This window comes from Halorussus limi (assembly GCF_023238205.1).
Classification (GTDB): domain Archaea; phylum Halobacteriota; class Halobacteria; order Halobacteriales; family Haladaptataceae; genus Halorussus; species Halorussus limi.
Genome location: NZ_CP096659.1, coordinates 1,031,239 through 1,050,654, shown reverse-complemented (window position 1 = coordinate 1,050,654; position 19,416 = coordinate 1,031,239). Strand labels below are relative to the sequence as shown.

The 19,416-nt window shown below is 66.7% G+C and carries 21 protein-coding genes; 14 read left to right on the top strand and 7 right to left on the bottom strand.

Annotation, left to right across the window (positions count from 1 at the left end; all coding sequences use genetic code 11):
* Positions 1-58: 58 nt before the first annotated feature.
* Positions 59-745, bottom strand: a complete 687-nt coding sequence (gene rpiA / locus M0R89_RS05455) for a ribose-5-phosphate isomerase RpiA (protein ID WP_248651553.1) — start codon at positions 743-745, stop codon at positions 59-61.
* A gap of 161 nt (positions 746-906) precedes the next feature.
* On the opposite strand from rpiA, the gene M0R89_RS05450 reads away from it, so the two are divergent.
* Complete coding sequence (locus tag M0R89_RS05450) at positions 907-1,710, top strand: ABC transporter ATP-binding protein (protein WP_248651552.1); 804 nt, start codon at positions 907-909, stop codon at positions 1,708-1,710.
* Complete coding sequence (locus tag M0R89_RS05445) at positions 1,710-2,954, top strand: ABC transporter permease (RefSeq protein WP_248651551.1); 1,245 nt, start codon at positions 1,710-1,712, stop codon at positions 2,952-2,954. The genes M0R89_RS05450 and M0R89_RS05445 overlap by 1 nt, the downstream gene beginning before the upstream one ends.
* A gap of 12 nt (positions 2,955-2,966) precedes the next feature.
* Here the strand turns inward: M0R89_RS05445 and M0R89_RS05440 are convergent, their stop codons facing one another.
* Both M0R89_RS05440 and M0R89_RS05435 read right to left on the bottom strand, forming a co-directional pair.
* Complete coding sequence (locus tag M0R89_RS05440; protein ID WP_248651550.1) at positions 2,967-3,581, bottom strand: class I SAM-dependent methyltransferase; 615 nt, start codon at positions 3,579-3,581, stop codon at positions 2,967-2,969.
* 140 nt (positions 3,582-3,721) lie between these two features.
* Positions 3,722-4,024, bottom strand: coding sequence for an amphi-Trp domain-containing protein (locus tag M0R89_RS05435; RefSeq protein WP_248651549.1), 303 nt, complete (start codon positions 4,022-4,024; stop codon positions 3,722-3,724).
* 167 nt (positions 4,025-4,191) lie between these two features.
* Between M0R89_RS05435 and M0R89_RS05430 the strand changes: the two genes are divergently transcribed.
* Together M0R89_RS05430 and M0R89_RS05425 are read left to right on the top strand one after the other, a co-directional pair.
* The gene (locus M0R89_RS05430; protein WP_248651548.1) at positions 4,192-4,500 is read left to right on the top strand and encodes an ArsR/SmtB family transcription factor; all 309 of its coding nucleotides are present in this window, start codon (positions 4,192-4,194) and stop codon (positions 4,498-4,500) included.
* A 390-nt stretch (positions 4,501-4,890) separates the two neighbouring features.
* Complete coding sequence (locus tag M0R89_RS05425) at positions 4,891-6,183, top strand: hypothetical protein (RefSeq protein ID WP_248651547.1); 1,293 nt, start codon at positions 4,891-4,893, stop codon at positions 6,181-6,183.
* Between the two features lie 100 nt (positions 6,184-6,283).
* On the opposite strand, the gene M0R89_RS05420 is transcribed toward M0R89_RS05425, so the two are convergent.
* Positions 6,284-7,417: an ORC1-type DNA replication protein gene (locus M0R89_RS05420; protein WP_248651546.1), complete on the bottom strand. Its 1,134-nt coding sequence runs from the start codon at positions 7,415-7,417 to the stop codon at positions 6,284-6,286.
* Between the two features lie 227 nt (positions 7,418-7,644).
* Positions 7,645-9,684 (bottom strand): MutS2 family protein, encoded by a 2,040-nt coding sequence (locus M0R89_RS05415; RefSeq protein WP_248651545.1) that lies wholly within the window; start codon positions 9,682-9,684, stop codon positions 7,645-7,647.
* Positions 9,685-9,859: 175 nt separating this feature from the next.
* Here M0R89_RS05415 and larE point away from each other — a divergent pair, with 175 nt between their 5' ends.
* Positions 9,860-10,786, top strand: a complete 927-nt coding sequence (gene larE, locus M0R89_RS05410) for an ATP-dependent sacrificial sulfur transferase LarE (protein WP_248651544.1) — start codon at positions 9,860-9,862, stop codon at positions 10,784-10,786.
* Positions 10,787-11,010: 224 nt separating this feature from the next.
* On the opposite strand, the gene tatC (M0R89_RS05405) is transcribed toward larE, so the two are convergent.
* Positions 11,011-11,847 carry a twin-arginine translocase subunit TatC gene (gene tatC, locus M0R89_RS05405; protein ID WP_303657512.1) on the bottom strand — a complete coding sequence of 279 codons (837 nt, stop codon included), beginning with the start codon at positions 11,845-11,847 and terminating at the stop codon, positions 11,011-11,013.
* Positions 11,848-11,940: 93 nt separating this feature from the next.
* On the opposite strand from tatC (M0R89_RS05405), the gene tatC (M0R89_RS05400) reads away from it, so the two are divergent.
* From tatC (M0R89_RS05400) to M0R89_RS05370, 7 genes are all read left to right on the top strand, one after another.
* Complete coding sequence (gene tatC, locus M0R89_RS05400) at positions 11,941-14,217, top strand: twin-arginine translocase subunit TatC (protein WP_248651543.1); 2,277 nt, start codon at positions 11,941-11,943, stop codon at positions 14,215-14,217.
* A 97-nt stretch (positions 14,218-14,314) separates the two neighbouring features.
* Complete coding sequence (locus M0R89_RS05395) at positions 14,315-14,488, top strand: ribbon-helix-helix domain-containing protein (RefSeq protein WP_248651542.1); 174 nt, start codon at positions 14,315-14,317, stop codon at positions 14,486-14,488.
* A gap of 14 nt (positions 14,489-14,502) precedes the next feature.
* On the top strand, positions 14,503-15,231 hold the full coding sequence (locus M0R89_RS05390) for a queuosine precursor transporter (protein WP_248651541.1): 729 nt from the start codon (positions 14,503-14,505) through the stop codon (positions 15,229-15,231).
* Between the two features lie 92 nt (positions 15,232-15,323).
* Complete coding sequence (locus M0R89_RS05385) at positions 15,324-16,082, top strand: DUF7537 family lipoprotein (protein ID WP_248651540.1); 759 nt, start codon at positions 15,324-15,326, stop codon at positions 16,080-16,082.
* Between the two features lie 78 nt (positions 16,083-16,160).
* Positions 16,161-16,367 (top strand): DUF8132 family protein, encoded by a 207-nt coding sequence (locus tag M0R89_RS05380; protein WP_248651539.1) that lies wholly within the window; start codon positions 16,161-16,163, stop codon positions 16,365-16,367.
* A gap of 85 nt (positions 16,368-16,452) precedes the next feature.
* The gene (locus tag M0R89_RS05375) at positions 16,453-16,662 is read left to right on the top strand and encodes a hypothetical protein (protein WP_248651538.1); all 210 of its coding nucleotides are present in this window, start codon (positions 16,453-16,455) and stop codon (positions 16,660-16,662) included.
* A 60-nt stretch (positions 16,663-16,722) separates the two neighbouring features.
* Positions 16,723-17,265 (top strand): GrpB family protein, encoded by a 543-nt coding sequence (locus tag M0R89_RS05370; RefSeq protein ID WP_248651537.1) that lies wholly within the window; start codon positions 16,723-16,725, stop codon positions 17,263-17,265.
* Positions 17,266-17,321: 56 nt separating this feature from the next.
* On the opposite strand, the gene M0R89_RS05365 is transcribed toward M0R89_RS05370, so the two are convergent.
* Positions 17,322-18,086 carry an SAM-dependent methyltransferase gene (locus tag M0R89_RS05365; protein WP_248651536.1) on the bottom strand — a complete coding sequence of 255 codons (765 nt, stop codon included), beginning with the start codon at positions 18,084-18,086 and terminating at the stop codon, positions 17,322-17,324.
* A gap of 140 nt (positions 18,087-18,226) precedes the next feature.
* Between M0R89_RS05365 and M0R89_RS05360 the strand changes: the two genes are divergently transcribed.
* A complete protein-coding gene (locus M0R89_RS05360) occupies positions 18,227-18,970 on the top strand; it encodes a DNA polymerase sliding clamp (RefSeq protein ID WP_248651535.1) in 744 nt (247 codons plus the stop codon).
* Positions 18,971-19,133: 163 nt separating this feature from the next.
* Positions 19,134-19,367 carry a DUF7385 family protein gene (locus tag M0R89_RS05355; protein WP_248651534.1) on the top strand — a complete coding sequence of 78 codons (234 nt, stop codon included), beginning with the start codon at positions 19,134-19,136 and terminating at the stop codon, positions 19,365-19,367.
* Positions 19,368-19,416 lie beyond the last annotated feature (49 nt).

Genomic DNA, 19,416 nt, shown 5'->3' with positions numbered 1-19,416 from the left:
GTCGAGAGGCGAAAGGCCGAGACGCGAGACGAACCGCCAGAGGACTCAAAACCGCGACTCAGAAGGTCTTCACGTCCGCACCGTCCTCGCGGCCGACGTGAATCTCGTCGGCCATCCCGACGAACAGGCCGTGTTCGACGGCGCCGGGGAGTCCCGCGAGGTCCGCCGCGAGTTCCGCCGGGTTGGCAATCGTCCCGAACTCGCAGTCCAGCACGAGGTTGCCGTTGTCGGTCACGACCGGGCCGTCCTTGCGCTCGGCGCTCCGGAGCGTCGGCGACCCGCCGAGTCCCCGGACCTCCGCGGCCACCGTCGTTCTGGCGTCGGGCAGGACCTCGACGGGGACCGAGTGGTCGAGTCGCTCGGCGGCCTTGCTCGGATCGGCGACCACCAGCAGGCGGTCGGCCGCCGCGTCCACGATTTTCTCGCGGGCGTGTGCCGCGCCGCCGCCCTTCACGAGGTGCGGGCCGGAGAACTGGTCGGCCCCGTCGATGGCGAGGTCCACCGTTCCGGCCTCGTCGAGCGTCGTGAGGGGAATCCCGGCCTCCTTGGCGAGTTGTCGCGACTGGAACGAGGTCGGAATCCCGCGGACGTCGAGTCCGCTGTCGACCCGCCGGCCGACGGCCCGAATCGCGTGGGCCGCGGTCGACCCCGTGCCGAGACCGACGACCGTGCCGTCTTCGACCGCTTCGGCCGCGCTCTCGCCCGCCGCGCGCTTCTCCGCGTCGCTTCCGCCGGTCGATTTCATGTCTCCACGTCGGTCGCCGCGGGTGAAAAGTCTGGTCGAAGGCGCGCGATGGAGCCGGCGGGAGGGCCGGGGCGATTCACCCGCCGAGGGCGGGCAACGGAACGTTTCGGGTCGCAACGGGCGCTAGTGTTTTGGCGACGCCGCCCGTATCACCCGAAACAATGGCTGCCAGCGACTCGGACACCGGGTCCGACGCGGACGAGGGGTCGGGGCCCAGAAACGACGGGGGCGACGAGGCGCAACGAGAGTCGCGCGAGGCGGCGGTGGAACTCCGCGACGTGCGCAAGACCTACTTCCTCGGCGAACCGGTTCACGCGCTCGACGGAGTGGACCTGTCGATTCCGAAGGGGTCGTACACCTCGGTCATGGGGCCGAGCGGGTCGGGCAAGAGTACGCTGCTCAACCTCATCGGCTGTCTCGACACGCCCACCGAGGGCGAGGTGTGGGTCAACGGCCGAGAGACCTCCGGACTCTCTCAGCGCGAGCGCACGACGGCCCGCGGCGAGGAAATCGGCTTCGTCTTCCAGACGTTCAACCTGATGCCGAAACTCACCGCGGCCGAGAACGTGGCGCTCCCGCTGGTCTTTCAGGGCGTCTCGAAGAGCGAGCGCATCGACCGCGCCGAAGACCTGCTCTCGCAGGTCGGACTCGGCGACCGGGGCGACCACCGGCCGAACGAACTCTCGGGCGGCCAGCGCCAGCGGGTCGCCATCGCCCGGGCGCTGGCGGCCGACCCGGCCATCATCCTCGCCGACGAACCGACCGGGAACCTCGACAGCGAGACGGGCCAGCAGATAATGGGCCTGTTCCAGCGCCTCCACGACGAGGGCAACACCATCCTGATGGTCACCCACGAGCGACCCATCGCCGAACACTCCGAGCGCGTGGTTCACGTCCTCGACGGGACCGTCGAGAAGGTCGAGGAGATAGAGTCGCCCCGGCGCGTTGAGTCGGAACTCCCTTGATGGAGTTGGCAGAGAGCCTCCGCCTCAGTTGGCGGTCCATCAGGAGCCACAAACTCCGCTCGACGCTGACGACGCTCGGCATCGTCATCGGCGTCGCGGCGGTCATCACCTTCGTCACGCTCGGAACCAGCCTCCGGGCCGACGTTCTCGGACAGGTCGGGGCCGACCGCACGCCGAACGTCTACGTCTGGGCCGGACCCGAGGGCGAGGAGGGCGGGCCGGGCGCGGGTTCGCAACCGGTGTTCACCGCGAGCGACGTGGACGCGCTCCGTAACGTCTCGGGCGTCGAGTCGGTGGTCCCGCGGGGCGTGGTACCCACCGCGGCCATCTCGGCGGGCGGCGAGACGGTCGCCCAGCGACAGGTAATCGCCACCTCGCCGAGCTATTTCGACGACGGCGCGTTCGTCGAGGGCCGAGCCTTCCGGCAGGGGTCGCGCGAGGTCGTGTTGAACCAGCAGGCCGCCAGCCTGTTCGAACCCTCGGTGAACGTCGGTCAGAACGTCACGCTCAGGCTCGCTTCCGGCGACTCCGTCGAGGCCGAGGTCGTCGGCCTGCTCAACGGCTCGTCGGGCGGCGGGGCCTTCGAGGGACTGGGCGGCTCTCAGCCGCTGGTCTTCGTGCCGACCGACCCGTTCTACCGGACGACCGTCGAGAGTCCGACGACCGGCGAGAGCCAGCGCGTCTACCCCACGCTCACGGTCGTCGCCGAGGACTTCGCGGCGGTCCCGGAGGTGAAGGCCGGCGCGCAGTCGTACCTCGCCAACGAGTCGGACGCGTCTCGACTCGTGCCCGACGACTACGCCTTCTCGGTCCAGACCGACCAAGACCTCGTGGACCGGATAGAGGAACTTCTGAACACCCTGACGAACTTCATCACGGGCATCGCGGTCATCTCGCTGGTCGTCGGGTCCATCGGCATCGCCAACATCATGCTGGTCAGCGTCACCGAGCGCACCAAGGAAATCGGCATCATGAAGTCGGTCGGCGCGCAGAACCGCGACATCCTCCAACTGTTCCTGCTGGAGTCCGTGATGCTCGGCCTGCTCGGCGCGGTCGTGGGCATCCCGGTCGGCATCGGCGGGGCCTACGCCGCCGGTGAGTACATCGGTCTGAGCCTCGTCCTGCCCTACGAGTGGTTCGCCATCGCGGTGGCCGTCGGGATTCTGGTCGGCGTGGTCGCGGGACTCTACCCGGCGTGGAACGCGGCCAAGACCGACCCCATCGACGCGCTCCGGTACGAGTAGTCCGACATCCGATTACGCCCGCTCGACCACAGCGAGCAGTCCCGGCACCGCCGCCTCGCGCGTCTCGAACTCGACATCACGCATCTCGCGGACTGTCCACTCCACACCAGCGAAAGCCCCGCGCACGTCGGCCCGACCGAAGGGATTCGGCCCCCAGTCCTCGGGTGCGCCCTCTCGAAACCCGACGAGCCACACCTGCCCGCCAGCGGAGACGAGCCCTGCGAGTTCGTCGGCGTAGACTTCGCGCTGGGCGGTCTCGAACGCGTGGAAGAGGCCGCTGTCCAGTACGGTGTCGAACGGGCCGAGGTCGTCGGGCATGTCGAGCGCGTCGGCGACCCGAAACGTCGCGTCGAGGTCCGAGTCGTCAGCGCGCGTTCGGGCGCGCTCGATTCCGCGTTCGGACACGTCCGTGCCCGCGGCCGAGTGCCCGCGCTCGGCGGCCCAGCGGGCGTGCATCCCGGTTCCGCATCCGATGTCGAGGACGCGACCGTCCAACCTCCCTTCGGCAGCGAGGTCCACGAACGCCGGTTGTGGCTCGTCGGTGTCCCACGGTGCGGGGTCGTCGCTGTCGTAGGCCTCGTCCCACCACGCTGCAGGGTCCTCGTCGTGTTCGCCGTCTTCGGACATGGAGGCCGAAATTGTAACATAGGATATAAATAGGTTCTCGTCTCCCTCCAGCGGCCGGCGGCGTGGTCGCTGTGTCGCAGGTTCGGACGCGGTCGATGCGACAGACAGCGAGGACGCGAGCGCAGTTTTTGCCTCGGCGGTCACTCCACGCTCAGTTCCTCGCCCCCGCGCGGTTCGGTGAACTCCAGTTCGACCTCCAACTCGGACTCGCGCCCGCCCGAGAACTCGACTTCGACTTCGACCGGTTCGCGGTAGTCGAAGGGAATCTCCCACTCCTGCGAGGAGAGCGTGAGACTCGTGTCGGTCTCGATTTGGTCGGCCAAGTCCCGCAGGAAGTTCGCGGTCGCCTCCCGCGAGAGGTGGATTTCTCGCTCGAAGAAGCCGTCGGTCACGGTCGTTCGCTGTCGGTCCCTGTCGTCGGGCAGATTGACCCGGTCCCCCATGGCGTCCGCTACGGCCCGGCGCGCCTAATACGACCCGGCCTCTCGGTGTCGATCTCCTCTGCGCTCTCGATGCGAGTCTCCCCAGTCCTCTCGGGGGTCTCGCGACCGTCACTCGCCCCGCTGACCGCCCAGTTACTTTTGAGGAGCGACGACGTACCAGCGACACCGTGTCGCTCATCGACCTGCTCGGGAGCAAGGCCCGAATCGAAATCGTCCGGGAACTCTCGCGGGAACCCCAGTACGTCTCCCAACTCGCCGAGACGGTCGGCATGGACGGCAAGACCGCGGTTCACCACCTCTCGAAGATGGAGGACGCCGGACTCGTCGCCCACTACGAGCGGGGCAACCGGAAGTACTACTACCTCGCCAAGACCGTCGAGTTGCGGGCCGCGCCGCCGCCCGAGCGAACCTTCGTCCTCCAGACCGGCGAGCGCCGCGACGACCCGACCGCGGTCGAGTCCGCCACCGACGACTGAGATTCCGCGTCGGCGGTCCATCACCGACTGCTGAGGTTCTACCTGCGTCGATTCACGACGACGTTCGAAGTCGCGCACCGTCGGGTGCGCCGCCGTTCGAAGGCGTGTGCCGTCGGGTACATCGCCGCCGACCGGCGTGACCGACCGCCCGAGTAAACACGGGATTTTGGCCCGTTTCGGTCGGGCTACGGCCACCCTAACGACAGACCGATTACTGTAACACGCTGTTATCGACGGAGTACGCGCGTCCGACCGCGACCGGCGTCGAACGCGCCGGACTCGAAGTGTCGCGAATTATCTCGGTGGAAAACCCGGCTTATTTCCGTGAACGATTGAAACGGTATCTCCGATTTATTCGAGTGTCCGGATTAGAACTGCGGCGTGAGAAGCATGAAACGGCGTCAGTTCGGCGCGATGCTCGCAACCGCAACGTTCTCGCTCGGTGGCGTATCGAGCGTGGCGGCCGACGCATCCGCACAGGAGACCGAACCGTTGCAGATCGAAGACGTGTCCGTGGACCTCGGCGAGGCGACCGCGTCGGTCGGCCGCGCCACGTTCCGCTATCAGAACGGCACGATGCGGTTGCAGTTGAACGACTGGTCGATGGAGACCGGGAGCAAGTCGCTGTCGATAGCCCGCACGCGCGTCGACGTGAGCGACGTGTCGGCCGAGACCTACGCGACGGTCAGGGCGGCGATGGTCGAGGCCTACGAGGGGCAGTCGCTGTCGCCGTTGCTCTCCGCGCTCGCGGAGGCCGACGTTGACCCGGCGAGCGGCCTTCAGGTCACGCTCGGCCCGGTCAGGAGCGACGGTTCGCTCCTCGCGAACAAGGTCGTCGCGACCGGCACGGTCGGGAGCGTCGTCCCCTCGGGGACCCGCGACCTCTTGGCGGGCGGCGCGTCGCTGTCGGCGCTCGCGTCGCTCGGCGCTTCGGAGTGGAGCGAACTCACCATCAAGCGCCGCAACGCCACGCTCACGGCCAGCGACGTGACGATGCAACTCGAGGGCACGACGTTCGCCATCTCCTCGCCCAGCGGAACCGCGAAGGTCTCCGGCCGGACGTTCGAGTTCAGCGACCTGATGCTGAACATCATGCCGCCCGAGACGATTCCCGCGCCCCACATCGAGTTCCTCTCGCAGGTGCGCCAGTTGGGCGCCGAGGGGAACCTGACGCTCTCGGCCATCAAGTCGGCCGCGGCCGACGCCGGCGTCACCGCGGCCAACACGCTCGAGGCGCTCCGGAGCGCCCAGTTCGAGCTCTCGTTCGCCGAGGTCACGGAGGGCGGCGAGGCCGTCGTCTCCGACTTCCAGACGAGCGGAACGCTCGCGGAACTGATGCAGGCGGTGCGCCAGCGGACCGGAATGGAGAGCCAACAGGACCAGGCCGAGGACGACCAGGCCGAAGACGACCAAGCGCAGGACGGCCAATTAACGAAGCAAGCTATCGTCTCCAGTCCGAACACCGACCAGCAGATGAACTACGTCTTCGAGGTGACGGGCGACCTCGAAGAACTCGAACCCAACGAGGACGGCGGCGCGGCCGTCGACCAAGTGTCCCGGACGGGCGACAGGGTCCGCGTCGAGGGCACGGTCGGCGAGGGCGACGACCGGTTCGCGTTCTCCGGGGACCTCATCGAGGTGGAGGTGCCGTCCGGCGTCCAGATAGAAGTCACCCAGCGGTAGTCCGCACGCTCGCTACTGCGGTCCTTATTTTGCGTCCACGTCGCGAGTAACAGTCGTCGCGTAATCCGGGGAGCGACGCCAACGCACCCGTGGCCGACGCCTAACTTCCTTCGAGTCGATTAAGCACGGCCTCGGGTTCGTAGCGCAGGGAGAGTTGCCGCGAGCGCCCGCGACCCTCGACGTTGGTGTAGGTCGCGTCGATGATGTCGAGTTGGTCGAGTTTGTTGATTATCTCCGAGTAGCGCGTGTAGCCGAGTCCGGTCTGGTCGTGGAAGGAGTCGTACACGTCGCCCGCACGCTCGCCGTCGTTCTCGGCGATGACTTCGAGCAGTTCGATTTCGCTCTCCGAGAGCGCCTGTAGACTGTGGCTCAGGTGGACGTACTTCGACTTCTCGTAGGCCTGCTCTACGTCTTCGAGGTTGACGGTCCGACTGGCGCGCATCTCGGCGTTGAGGCCCGCGCGCCGGAGCAGGTCGATGCCGACCCGGAGGTCGCCGCTCTCGGCGGTGAGTCGGGCCACCTCGTCCAGCACCTCGGTGGAGACGACGCCCTCGTGGAAGCCCCGTTCGACGCGTTCGCGCAGGATGTCCACGATTTCCTCGCGGTCGTAGACCGGGAAGTACACCTCCTCGGGTCGGAAGACGCTCTGGACCCGGCCGTCCAAGTCCTCGATGACGTCGAGGTTCAGGTCCGAGGAGACGACGATGACGCCGATTTTCGCGCCGGAGTGGGCCTCGTGGGCGCGCAGCAGCGAGTAGAGCGTGTCGGAGGCCTCGCCCTCGTAGAAGAGGTAGTTCACGTCGTCGAGCGCGACCACCAGCACCTCGTCCTCCTCGACCAGTTTCTCGGTAATCTGGCGGAAGAGCTTCTTGAACGAGATGCCCGAGGAGGGCGGTTCGTACTCGAAGATGCCCTCGAAGACCCGGGAGAACACCGAGTAGCGCGTCGAGTCGACCTGACAGTTGACCCGGACGGTCCGGACGTCGGTCTGGGTCCCGAGTTCGCCGAACACCTTCTGGACCGCGGTGGTCTTGCCGGTGCCGGGCGGACCGCGGGTGATGACGTTCAGGGGCCGGGATCCACGCGCGGCGGGGCGGAGCGCGTACTTCAGGCTCCGCATCTCGCTTTCGCGGTGGGCGAACGTCTCCGGGACGTAGTCGATTTCGAAGACGTGTTCGTCTCGGAACACGGACTCGTCCCACGAGAGCATCCCCTCCTCGGGGTCGTCTGCCATCACTTTCACCTCGCTGTCCCAGCTACTTAACCTTTCGGCAGCTAAAAATATTAACGCATAGAGGGTTCCAACACGCCGATTTGGAGGTTCTCGACTCGGCCGAAGTCACTTGAGCCGACCGGCTGTCAGCCGCCGGACCTCTCCGGCGACGAGGTGGTTCGTCGCCCGACCTGCGGCACCTCGCCGTCCGGCCCTTCGTTTCCGGTGGAGGTGGAGTCGGCCGACTCTCAGAACTTCTCCAGCAGTCTGTCGTAGAACTCCCCGTCGGAGTCCCCGGCCAGTTTCTCCACGATGAGTTCGGGCGTCGAGCGCGCGAGGTGGTTCTTCACCGGCGAGCGGTTCACGACCAACTCGCCGTCCTCCAGTCCCTTCGCCTCGATGCCGTCCACCGGCACGTCGTAGTCGGCCATCTCCCGAATCTCGGCCGCGAGGTGGGAGACGAACACGCCGGTCACGTCCCGGCCGCGCAACTCCTCGAGGATTCCGGCGATTATCTTGGCGCTCGCGCCGGGTTCGGTGATGCTCTCCAGTTCGTCCACCAGCACCAGTCGGTTCGCGCCGTTCGTCCCGTCGGCCCCGCCCGACCCGTCGGCGGCGCTCGCCCGGCCGTTCGCCGACGACCGCTCGCCGCCGGTCGCCAGTCCCGCGAACTCCCGGAGCGTGGACTCGAAGGCCCCGGCGTCGAGGGTGCCCTGCGTCTTGGCGTGGTAGTGGAGTTCGCCGAATCGCTCGATGCGGACCGACTCGGCGGGCACCGGCAGGCCCATGTGTGCCAAGATAGCGACGAGCGCGACCAAATCGAGCGTCGAGGTCTTCCCGCCGCTGTTGACGCCCGAGAGGAGCGCGACGCCCGACACGTCGTAGTCCACCGGTTCGACCGCCTCGAACGACACGTCAAGTAGGGGCGAGCGCCCGCCGACGATTTCGAAGCCCGAGTCCGTGAACTCCGGCATCACGCAGTCGAAGTCCCGAGCGAAGCGCGCGACGGCCAACTCCACGTCCAACTCCAGCGCGGTCCGGACCAGTCGCTCGGCGTCCTCGCGGCGGTCCGCGAGGTCGGCCGCGAGTTCGCGCTTCCGGCGGGTGGCCCGGCGGTCCTTGGCGGCCTGCAGGTCGTCGCGAAGCCGCGAGACGACCTCCTCGTCGCGTTCGACCGGGAAGGTCGGTTCCTCGGAGAACGCCCGGCGGGCGACCTCGGCCTCGCCCGAGTCCAAGTCGAGCGAGTCGATTAGCTCCTCGCGGGCCTGTTCGACCGCGGCGGCGTACTCGTCGCTCAACTCCCGGGCGAGGAGCGAGTCGACGCCCGCGCCCTGCTCGACCAGCGAGAGCAGGTCCGACCCCTCGACGGTCACGTCCTGCTCCTCGATGGCCTCCCGGAGCGCGTCGTTGGCGACGCTCTCGGCGGTCGAGGCCGCGGCGTCGAGGTCGTCCACGGCCCGCGAGAGGCGGTCCAACTCGTCGTCGCCGACGACGGTCCCCTCCGAGTCCACCCGCGCCAGCGCGTCTTCGAGCGCGTCCAACTCCAGCGGCGGGTCGATGCCGGCGGCGCGGTGGACCCGCGCCGCGGCCTGCAGACACTCGCGGTTCGCGGCGTAGAAGGCCAGCACGCGCTCGGGAACGACCTCCGCGGGGCGCTCCAGCGCGTCGGGTTCGACCCGCACGTCGCCGTCGACGGCCACGCCGGCGAACTCCTCGTCGAGCGCGACCACCGTCGAGTAGCCCCGCGCGAGGTCCGCGAGGTCGCGGGCGTCCTCGACCACCTCGACGCTCAGTTCGGGAATCGCGTCCTTCGCCTCGGTGTACCGCTCGGCGTCGGCGGTCGCCAGACACCGGTCGCGGACCGACACGTCGCGGGGCGGGGAGAGCGGTTCCACGTCGGCGAGCGCGTCCAACACGTCGGGGTCGGGGGACCGTTCCAGCGCCGACTCGGCGAACTCGCGTGCCTCCTCGATGCGCGACTCGACGCCGCTCGGGTAGAGCGTCTCGAGGCGCTTCTCGCCGTAACTCGTGACGGTCCGGTCCTTGAGCAGGCCGAGCGCGTCGCGGTATATCTCCTTGGCTCGGTCGGTCGCCAGAAAGCCGCCGGGGTCGTCGTGACGCCGTCGGACGGCACCGCGCGCGATGGCCGCCGCTCGGCCCTCGGTGATGCCGGGGGCGCTGGCGAGTTCGGCGACGTCGCCGGTCTCCAGCGCGCGCTCGGGGTCGTCCAACTCCGAGAGCGCCGCCGCCGTCTTGGACCCGACGCCCGGTATCGCCTCCAACTCCATTCGGCGACTCCTACCGACCCCGTGGTAAAAAAGCTCGTGGGTCCTCACGCGGTCCTCCGGCGCTCGCGAGTCGGCGCGGGGCCCGCTGAACGGCATCTCCGACGGGTAACCTGCTCACTCACACCGACCGCCGCGTTCAACGCACTTTTTGCCCGCAGACTCCAACCGCCGGGACATGGCTACTATCGAGGAGAAGGCGCGGGCGGTCCGGGAGGACCTCGCCGAGCGCGAGGGCGTACTCGTCGCGTTCTCGGGCGGAGTGGACTCGTCGGTCGTCGCGGCGCTGGCCCACGAGGCGCTGGGCGACGACGCCGTGGCCTGCACGGCCAAGAGCGAGACCCTGCCGGAGGCGGAACTCGACGACGCCAAGCGAGTCGCCGACGAAATCGGCATCCGCCACGAACTCGCGGAGTTCTCCGAACTCGACGACCCCGACTTCGTGGCGAACGACGGCGACCGGTGTTACCACTGCCGGACGATGCGCCTCGGCAAGATGTTCGAGACCGCCGACGAACTCGGTCTTCCGGTGGTCTGCGACGGCACGAACGCCAGCGACGCCGACGGCGGCCACCGCCCCGGTCTGGAGGCCGTCGAGGAGTTGGACGCCTACTCGCCGCTGTTGGCCCACGATATCGACAAGGAGGAGGTTCGGGAACTGGCCGACGCCTACGACCTGTCGGTCGCCGACAAGCCGTCGATGGCCTGTCTCTCCTCGCGGATTCCCACCGGTCTGGAAGTGACCGAAGCGAAACTCTCGCGGGTCGAGCAGGCCGAGACCCTGCTCCGTCAGTGGGGCTTCTCGCAGTTCCGCGTCCGGGACCACGACGGTCTCGCGCGCATCGAGGTCGGCGAGGACGAACTGGAGGCCGCGCTGAACCCCGACTTCGCGGCGGCCGCCCGCGAGCATCTGACCGACGTCGGCTTCGACCACGTGACGCTGGACCTCCACGGCTACCAGACCGGGAGCGTCAGTCCCGAAGGTACTGATAGCGCGGAAGACGAAGGCGAGACACCCGCGAGCGGAGACGACGCGGGTGGGGCCGGGGAGGACGAACCGCTGGTCGAAGACGTGTTCGCCTCGGAGTATCCGACTGCGGAATAGCGCGATTCGCACCGCTAGGCAGTCTGGTTCTAGAAAGTGGCATGGGCGTTCGCACCCAGGGTGGCAGTTTGCTGGCACGCGAACTGCGGTTTGTAGCTGCTGGCACGCGAGCTATGTGGCAGGCGCGAACGCTATCTCTCCGTTGGTACTCCTTCCCCTTAGTTATATGCCGGTTACGCCGGTGGAAACGAGTCGTTGGCGCGGTCGAAAAAGGTGCGACGGGGTCAGTTTCCGGTCCACTTGAGGAGGAACAGCGTCCCCTCGAAGAGCGTAATCATCGTCAGCGTGACGAGGATGGGTGCCATCCCGGTCGGGTCGGGGGTGAACAGGAACGAGATGCCGAGGAACGCACCCCAGAACAGCAGGCGGCGGTCGGCCAGCCACTGGCGGGTCGTCAGTCCCATCATGATGGCGAGCATGATGAACAGCGGAATCTGGAACACGACCGCGAGATAGCCCATCAGCATCAGGATGAGGTTGAACGTCTTGGTCAGGCCGAACGCGAGCACGGCCGCCGTCTTGCTGTAGGAGATGAAGTACGTGAACACCGCGGGCAGCACGAGGAAGAAGGCGAAACTCACGCCGACGACCGCCAGCACGAGGCTGGTCGGGACCGCGGCGAGGTAGTAGCGACGTTCGTGGGGGTAGAGACCGGGCCGCATGAAGAGGTACGTCTCGTAGACGAACACCGGGAGCGCGACGATGACGCCCGCGAGGCTGGCGACCTTCAGTTTGGTCAGAACCAGCGCGAGCGGGTGGTAGAGCCGCGGCCGCGCCTGCTCCCCGAGCTGGTCGAACGGGATGATGTTGTACCACAGGAAGTTGATGACCTGTTCAGAGGCCGGGAGCGCGACAGCGGTAACGACCCCTGCGACGGCGATGACGACCGCCAAGCGTTTGACCATCTCCTCGATGTGGTCGGCCAGCGGCATCTCCTCGTCTTCCAGCGGCTCCTCCGGCCTCGCGGCCGGGTCGTTCAGCGCCTCCGTCTCCCGCGGCGGCGTCCCGGCGTCCTCCGCGGGCGAGAGATTGCTGGCCGTCGCCTCCGATTCGTCAGCCATTCAGTAGCTCTACGTCCTGCCGTTCTTATAGGTCTTCTGTGACCGTCTGTACGAGAAGATTGATAACTGAGACACGGCTACCATTTCCAAAGAATGTCCGGGTCCGGAAGTAGCGTCGTCGACGAGGACACCGCCCGCGCCGTCAACAGCGGCCGAGAGACCATCGGAGCGATGCTCTCGACGGCGCAGACGCATCTCCAGAAGGTATTCATCGTCTTCCTCGTCGGCTTCGTGGCGTCTTTCTACGCGCTTCGTTCCGTCGGGTGGCCGTTCCTCAAGGAGGTCACGAAGGCCCAGATGCCGCCGTCGCTGGCCGAAAGCGTCACCATCATCGCCGTGACGCCGTTCGACGTCATCCTCTTGCAGGCGAAAATCGGGGCGGTGGCCGGCATCGTCATCGCCCTACCGGTCCTGTTGTACTACTCCCGCGACTCGCTCCGACAACGCTCGTGGTATCCGGGCGCCCCCATCGCTGGCTGGAAGATAGCGATTCTGGCCTTCCTCGCGCTGGCGCTGTTCACCGGCGGCATGCTGTACGGCTACGGCGTCTTCTTCCCGCTGATGTTCAAGTTCCTCGCCAACAACGCCATCACCGCGGGCTTCGAGACGCGCTACTCCATCGTGAAGTGGACGGAGTTCATCGCGTTCCTCTCGCTGTCGTTCGGTCTCGCCGCGGAACTCCCGCTGGCGATGAGCGGACTCGCCTACACCGGCATCGTCCCCTACGAGACGTTCCGCGACAAGTGGCGCTACGCCATCATGGGAATCTTCGTGTTCGGGGCCGTCGCATCGCCGCCGGACCCGTTCACCCAGATTATGTGGGCGACGCCGCTCGTCCTACTGTACGCTTTCAGTCTCTATCTCACCAAAATCGTCGTGACGCTCAAGCGCGGCAGCGAGCGACTCAGTTTCGTCGGGGTCGCCAGAGAGAACGCGATTCGTCTCCTCGGCGCTCCGGCGCTGGTCTTCCTGCTCGTCCGGTTCTTCTTCACGCGCGCCGGCGTCGATGCCGTGAACGCCGAACTCCCGACCAAGTACGCGCTCCCGGCCGTCGAGTCGGTCGTCGGTCTCCCGCGTAGCGAGTCGATACTCGTCGTCTCCGGGGCCGTCGCGGCGGTCGCGCTCGTCGTCACGTTCTTCTACTACCTGACGCAGGAACTCAACGAGGTCGCCGCGAACGTCGCCGCGCCCGCCCCTGCCCCCGGAGCGCCCGGCGACATCGACCTCGGGAACCTCGACGCGGGCGCGGTCCGCGCCGCCCCGCCCGAGGTCTTCGCCGACATGAGCGAGGAGGACGCCGTGGACTACGCCCGCGAGGCGATGGAGGCCGACGACGCCGAGAAGGCCCAAGCCATCCTCGACCGCTACGACGAACTCCACCCCGAGGACGAGGACGACGCCGAAGAGGCCGCCGCGGGTGCCGCGGCGGGCGCGGAGGCCGCGGACGGTGCGCAAGCGGCCGACGCCGAGGCGGCGGACGAGGCGACGTTCCCCCGCGAGTCCGACCGACCCGAGGAGGCCGAATCCTCGGGCAACGTCTTCGAGAGTACGGCCGCGGGCATGGCCGACGCGTTCACCGAGGACGAGACCACCGAGGAGGACATCGGCGGATGGTTCTACGACCTCCGGTTCATCTTCGAGAGTCTCACGTCCAAGATGTTCCGCATCGTGGCGGTGTTCATGCTCGTCCTCGCCGGCGTGTTCATGTTCCTCTACCGAGGCGGCATCGGCGTCATCCGCGAGGACTTCCTCAGTCGACTTCCCGCGGAGGTCCGGCCCGAGATGGGGTCCGGCGAGACGGTGCTGAACATCGTGACGCTCCACCCCGTCGAGGCGCTGGTGTTCGAGGTCAAGATTTCGACGCTCCTCGGGGCCGTGGCGGTCCTGCCGCTGATACTCTACTACGCGTGGCCCGCGATGAAGGAGCGCGGACTCGCGGCCGGCGACCGCCGAGTGTTCGGTCTCTGGGCGGGCACCATCGCGGTCGGTCTCGTCGCCGGGAGCGCGCTCGGTTACACCGTCGTCGCGCCGAGCGTCATCTCGTGGCTGGTCGCCGACGCGCTCCGCGCCGAGATGATAATCTCCTACCGGGTCAGCAACTTCTTCTGGCTCGTCTTCTTCACCACCGCGGGCATCGGCCTGCTGGCCGACGTGCCCCTGACGATGTGGCTGTTCGAGCGCGGCGGTCTCGTCTCGTTCGACGCGATGAAAGACCGGTGGCGCGAAGTCGTCATCGCCATCTTCGCCGTCGCGGGACTGGCGACGCCCGACAGCATCTACACGATGTTCCTGCTCGCCATCCCGCTCTCTATCGCCTACCTCGTCGGTCTCGGCGGTCTCTGGGTCGTGACGGTCGGCGGACGCCGGTAGAGCAGTCGCTCTCCACCGCTTGCTACTTCTCGTCGGTTGTCGGCTTCTATCGTCGGACTCTCGAACCGTTTAAATCCTCGAGGGATAATACCCCAGTATGAGCAAGATAAGCGTCGAAGTGCCCGACGAACTCCTCGAGGACCTCGATGCCCACGTCGGCGAGGAGGGCAAGTTCGTCAACCGGAGCGAGGCCATCCGGGCCTCCGTCCGGAAGATGCTGGACGTACTGGACGAGATAGACGAGCGCCACGGCCGACTCGAAGACGAGTGAGCGAGGACTCGACGATGACCGACCACTACCGCGACACCACGCCGCTCCCGACCGGTCGTATCGCGCTCGTCGCGCTGTTCGTCACCGCGCTGGTGACGGCGCAGATGACGGCCTCGAAACTCCTCGGGTTCTCCATCCCGTTCTCGCTCCCGTTCACGCGGGACATGCTCGTGATGCCCGGCGCGGCGCTGGCCTACGCGCTGACGTTCTTCGCGTCGGACTGCTACTCGGAACTCTACGGTCCCGACGAGGCCCACAAGATGGTCAACGTCGGCTTCGCGATGAACTTCGTCCTGCTCGCGCTGGTCTACTCGACCATCGCCGCGCCCGCCGCGCCGTTCAGTTCCGTCGACCCCGCGACGTTCGAGCGCGTCCTCGGCGCGAGCCTGAACATCGTCGTCGCCAGTCTGCTGGCGTACGTCGTGAGCCAGCATTGGGACGTGCGCGTCTTCCACGCGATTCGGGAGGCGACCGACGGCGACTCGCTCTGGCTCCGGAACGTCGGTTCGACCGCGAGCAGTCAGCTCCTCGACACGCTCATCTTCGTGGTCGTCGGGTTCGCCGCGATGCCCGCGCTTCGGGGCGGAGACCCGATGACTACGAACGCCCTGCTCGGTCTCGTCGTCGGCCAGTACGTCCTCAAACTCCTCATCGCGGTCGCGGACACGCCGTTCGTCTACGCCGTGGTCGGCTACCTCCGGTCGCGCGGGTCGGCCGGCCCTGTCCCGCGGACTGCCGACTGAACCGAACGCCGACCGCGAATTGCCCAGACGGCGCGGACCTCCTCGCCCGACACCGACACCTCTTTCTTACCCCTCCGACACCGACAAGTCACATGCGACGTAAAGTCCTCCAGTTACTCGTTATCGGTTGCCTCGTCGCCCTCGCCGGTTGCTCCGGCGCGCTCTCGGGCGGCGACGGCGCTCAGACACTCGACGACGTGACGTATCCCGCGGGCGTCTCGGACAACGGGACGAACCTGACGGCGCTCGCCGCCGCTCACGAGGAGCGGCTTCAGAACCAGAGCTTCACGCTACAGGTCAGTTCCACGGTCAACGCCTCGCAGATGAATCAGTCGGTCGAACTCGACGCCGCGGTCGGAGCGGACCGCGAGCAGGTCCGGGTGAACGGTTCGGCGATGGGACAGGACGTCTCGATGTACGTGACCGAACAGAAGCGGTACACTCGTCTCAGCGCCGGCGGCGACGCCAAGTATCGGGTCACCGAGCGCACGCCCGATTCGATGCAGATCGTTCCGGGGTCGTACACCGGTCGGAGCTATCTCGACCGGTTCGCCGGGTCGGGGAACTTCACGCCGAGCGGAGTCCGAGTCGTCGACGGGACGACGCTCCTCGTCCTCCGGGCCGACGGCAGTAACGCCACTCAGAGCCAGCAGGTCAACGTCACCGACTACAACGCGACCATGCTGGTCGACGAACAGGGCGTCGTCCACTCGGTGTCGGTCGACGTCTCGGCGACTCGTCGGGGTCAAGAAGTCAGAACTCGCTTCTCGATGAACGTCTCGGACGTGGGCGAGACGACCGTCGCGGAACCGACGTGGCTCGACGAGGCCCGCAACTCCTCGGACGCCTGACGCACGAGTTTTCGATTCGACGGCCGAGCGCTTCGGCCGTAAACGTTTCTTCGCTGTAATAGAGTTAGCCATACAGACATGCGAAAATTACTCGGTGGGTTCACCGCCACCTTCGGTCTCGCCGTCTCCCTGCTCGGCGGTTGGATGCTCGTTCGCGGCCCGTTCTTCGGCGGCCCGTCGCTCGAATCGATTCCGATGGTCGCGGCGCTGACCGCGTTTCTGGTCGGCGTCGTCATCTTCTTTCGCGGACTGGTCCGGTGGGCCGGCGTCGGCGCGCGAATCTGACTCCTGTCGGCAACCCCGTCCAGACGACCCCTCGTCTGAACGAACCGCCCGTCCGGCTTTTCCGCCTGCGTAGCGTTCGTCCGGCATGGGCAGCGACGGTCTCATCGAACTCGACGAGTCCTGCTGGTCGGCGCTGGCGAAGTACAACCTCGTACTGGCGACGGCGTTCGCGCTCATGTTGTTGGTGGTCCGTCAGGTAGACCCGAGTCAGGCGCAACTTCTTCTCGTCGTCGAAAACGGCGTTCTCGCCCTCGTTTTCGGCGGGATTCAGACGTACTGCTGGATTTCGCGGTGAGACGGAGTGGGCGACCCATTCGGACTCGGCGAACGATTCAAGCGAGGAGGGGCCGAAAGAGTGCGTACGACCGTGGGAAACCCCCGAATCGAGGTAGTCGAGTACGACCCCGCGTGGCCGGTCCGGTTCGAGCGAGAGGCCGACCGCATGCGGGAACTGCTCGGCGAGAACGTCCTCAGTATCGAACACGTCGGTAGCACGTCGGTGCCGGGACTCGCGGCCAAGCCGATAGTGGACATCTGTCCGGTCGTCGCCGACACGGACGACGGCGAGCGGTGCGCCGACCTCCTCCAGCGAAACGGCTACTATCGGAGCGAGAAAGACCGGGGCGACGACTGGATCGAACTCGGTCGGACCGCGGACGACGGCCAAGAGTTCAACGTCCACGTCCGGCCGCGTCACTCCGATGCGGTGACGAGGTATCTCCTGCTCCGAGCGTATCTCCGCGACCATCCCGATGCCCGCGAGGAGTACGCACGAGTCAAGCGGGCGGCCGCGGAAACGCACCCGAACGACGTTTCGGGTTACACCCGCGAGAAATCAGATATCATCGAGTCCATCGTCGAGAGGGCCCGCGCCGAGGGGTACGACCCCGAATTCTGACCGGCGGAAAAATCGGACCCCGGCGTCGGAACGACGCTCGGAGCGATGGAGATTCTCTACTCGTCGGTTTGCTCGGCGAACCCGAACCGGGGCTTGACCTCGGTGACTTCGACTTCGACCGTCTCGCCCTCGCTGGTGTCGGGGACGAACAGCGTGTAGCTTTCGACCTTGGCCACGCCGTCGCCCTCCGACCCCTCGTCTACGATTTCGACTTCCACCACGTCGCCCTCCGCGACCGGCGCGGTCATCCGGCCCTTGGCGACGAGGTAGACCTCCGAGGAGGAGTCCCGCGAGGCGTCGGGTCGGAGCGTCCGGACGTACTGGAACTCCTCGTCGAGGTCCTCGCGGAAGTCGTCGAGGTCCTGCCCCTCGAATACCTTCACCGCGAAGTCGCCGCCGGTGTCCAACACGTCGAGCGCCGTCTCGAACGCCTGCCGGGCGAGGTGGACCGACCGGGCGTGGTCCACGCTGTACTCGCCGGTCATGTTCGGTGCCATGTCCGAGAGGACCACGTCCACGGCGTCGCCCGCGATGTCGCGGACCTCCTCTCTCGTGGACTCGTCGGTCATGTCGCCGCGAACGGTCTCGACGCCGTCCACGTCCTTGATTCGCTGGAGGTCCACCCCGACGACGGTACCGGTCTCGCCGACCTCCTCGGCGGCGACCTGTAGCCATCCGCCGGGCGCGGCCCCGAGGTCCACGACGGTCTTGCCCTCGTGGAGCAGGTTCTCCTCCCGGTCGAGTTGCTTGAGTTTGTAGGCGGCCCGCGAGCGGTAGCCCTCCTGCTTGGACTTGTTGTAGTAGTGGTCTTTGTGGCTCATTCGATTAGACGAGAGTAGTCGGGCGAGGGGTTTACGCGCTTCGCATGACGAGAGTCGCCGGTTTTCGCCCTCCGGCGTTCCCACGCGCACGCGCCCGAACGGGTGACTTTTTATGCCGGGGGTTCGTACCACTTGCCAAGATGTTTAAGGCTATCGTGAGCGCCGACACGCTCAAGGACACTATCGACTCCGTGGGCGTGCTGGTGGACGAGTGCAAAATCCACCTCGAAGAGGACGGTCTCGCTATTCGTGCAGTAGACCCCGCCAACGTGGGGATGGTGGACCTCGAACTCGACGCGGCGGCCTTCGAATCCTACGAGGCCGACGGCGGTATCATCGGCGTGAATCTCGACCGACTCGAAGACATCGCTGGCATGGCCAGCGGCGACCAGCCGGTTCACCTCGAACTCGACGAGGAGACCCGTAAACTCCACATCCAGATAGACGGTCTCGAATACACCCTCGCGCTCATCGACCCCGACTCCATCCGACAGGAACCCGACATCCCGGACCTCGACCTCCCGGCAGAAATCGTCGTCGAGGGCGCGGACATCGACCGCTCGGTCACGGCCGCCGACATGGTCAGCGACCACATCGCGCTGGCGGTCGACGCCGACGAGGAGACGTTCGTCGTGGAGGCCGAGGGCGACACCGACGACGTGCGCCTCGAACTCGACCGCGAGGACCTCGTGGACCTGCAGGCCGGACCGGCACGCTCGCTGTTCAGCCTCGACTACCTCAAGGACATGAACAAGGCCATCCCGAAGGACGCCGAGGTCACCATCGAACTCGGCGAGGAGTTCCCCGTCAAACTTCACTTCGACATCGCGGAGGGACAGGGCAACGTCACGTTCATGCTCGCGCCGCGCATTCAGAGCGACTAACGCCGGTCTCACTCCTTCGATTCTCGCTGTCCGACTCGACTAACGGAGATACCTGCGAGGCGACGGACGTCCGTCCAGTGTCTCCGCTGCTGTCCGTCCAGTGTCTCCACGAATGTCTGAGCAACAGAACTATCACGATTTCCTACGTCCGGGGCGGTGAGCAATGGACGAGAGCGAGTTCGACGAACTGATTTCGTCGTTGACGCCGTACGAATCGGCGGACACGGTGAAGACGTACCGTAACACGGTCAGTATCGCGTGCCCGGCCTGCGAGGAACCGTTCGACGACCTGGTCGTCTGCAGGGGAGCGTACGACAGCCTCGAACTGAGCAGAGTTCTCGACCTCTGCGTGACGACCGTCGACGATAACGTGTTGCTGTTCACCCACCAGCACTGATGTCGTAGAACCGGCTACCCGAGATTCCTCCCGAGGAAACAGCGCCCTT

What these genes read in the sequence shown, in the direction of transcription:
- M0R89_RS05395 (WP_248651542.1), top strand. Translation starts at nt 14,315, where the DNA reads ATGAGCAAGATAAGCGTCGAAGTGCCCGACGAACTCCTCGAGGACCTC.
- M0R89_RS05365 (WP_248651536.1), bottom strand. Translation starts at nt 18,086, where the DNA reads ATGAGCCACAAAGACCACTACTACAACAAGTCCAAGCAGGAGGGCTAC.
- M0R89_RS05445 (WP_248651551.1), top strand. Translation starts at nt 1,710, where the DNA reads ATGGAGTTGGCAGAGAGCCTCCGCCTCAGTTGGCGGTCCATCAGGAGC.
- tatC (WP_303657512.1), bottom strand. Translation starts at nt 11,847, where the DNA reads ATGGCTGACGAATCGGAGGCGACGGCCAGCAATCTCTCGCCCGCGGAG.
- M0R89_RS05375 (WP_248651538.1), top strand. Translation starts at nt 16,453, where the DNA reads ATGGGCAGCGACGGTCTCATCGAACTCGACGAGTCCTGCTGGTCGGCG.
- M0R89_RS05450 (WP_248651552.1), top strand. Translation starts at nt 907, where the DNA reads ATGGCTGCCAGCGACTCGGACACCGGGTCCGACGCGGACGAGGGGTCG.
- tatC (WP_248651543.1), top strand. Translation starts at nt 11,941, where the DNA reads ATGTCCGGGTCCGGAAGTAGCGTCGTCGACGAGGACACCGCCCGCGCC.
- M0R89_RS05425 (WP_248651547.1), top strand. Translation starts at nt 4,891, where the DNA reads ATGAAACGGCGTCAGTTCGGCGCGATGCTCGCAACCGCAACGTTCTCG.
- M0R89_RS05385 (WP_248651540.1), top strand. Translation starts at nt 15,324, where the DNA reads ATGCGACGTAAAGTCCTCCAGTTACTCGTTATCGGTTGCCTCGTCGCC.
- rpiA (WP_248651553.1), bottom strand. Translation starts at nt 745, where the DNA reads ATGAAATCGACCGGCGGAAGCGACGCGGAGAAGCGCGCGGCGGGCGAG.
- M0R89_RS05440 (WP_248651550.1), bottom strand. Translation starts at nt 3,581, where the DNA reads ATGTCCGAAGACGGCGAACACGACGAGGACCCTGCAGCGTGGTGGGAC.
- M0R89_RS05360 (WP_248651535.1), top strand. Translation starts at nt 18,227, where the DNA reads ATGTTTAAGGCTATCGTGAGCGCCGACACGCTCAAGGACACTATCGAC.
- M0R89_RS05390 (WP_248651541.1), top strand. Translation starts at nt 14,503, where the DNA reads ATGACCGACCACTACCGCGACACCACGCCGCTCCCGACCGGTCGTATC.
- larE (WP_248651544.1), top strand. Translation starts at nt 9,860, where the DNA reads ATGGCTACTATCGAGGAGAAGGCGCGGGCGGTCCGGGAGGACCTCGCC.
- M0R89_RS05355 (WP_248651534.1), top strand. Translation starts at nt 19,134, where the DNA reads ATGGACGAGAGCGAGTTCGACGAACTGATTTCGTCGTTGACGCCGTAC.
- M0R89_RS05420 (WP_248651546.1), bottom strand. Translation starts at nt 7,417, where the DNA reads ATGGCAGACGACCCCGAGGAGGGGATGCTCTCGTGGGACGAGTCCGTG.
- M0R89_RS05435 (WP_248651549.1), bottom strand. Translation starts at nt 4,024, where the DNA reads ATGGGGGACCGGGTCAATCTGCCCGACGACAGGGACCGACAGCGAACG.
- M0R89_RS05380 (WP_248651539.1), top strand. Translation starts at nt 16,161, where the DNA reads ATGCGAAAATTACTCGGTGGGTTCACCGCCACCTTCGGTCTCGCCGTC.
- M0R89_RS05415 (WP_248651545.1), bottom strand. Translation starts at nt 9,684, where the DNA reads ATGGAGTTGGAGGCGATACCGGGCGTCGGGTCCAAGACGGCGGCGGCG.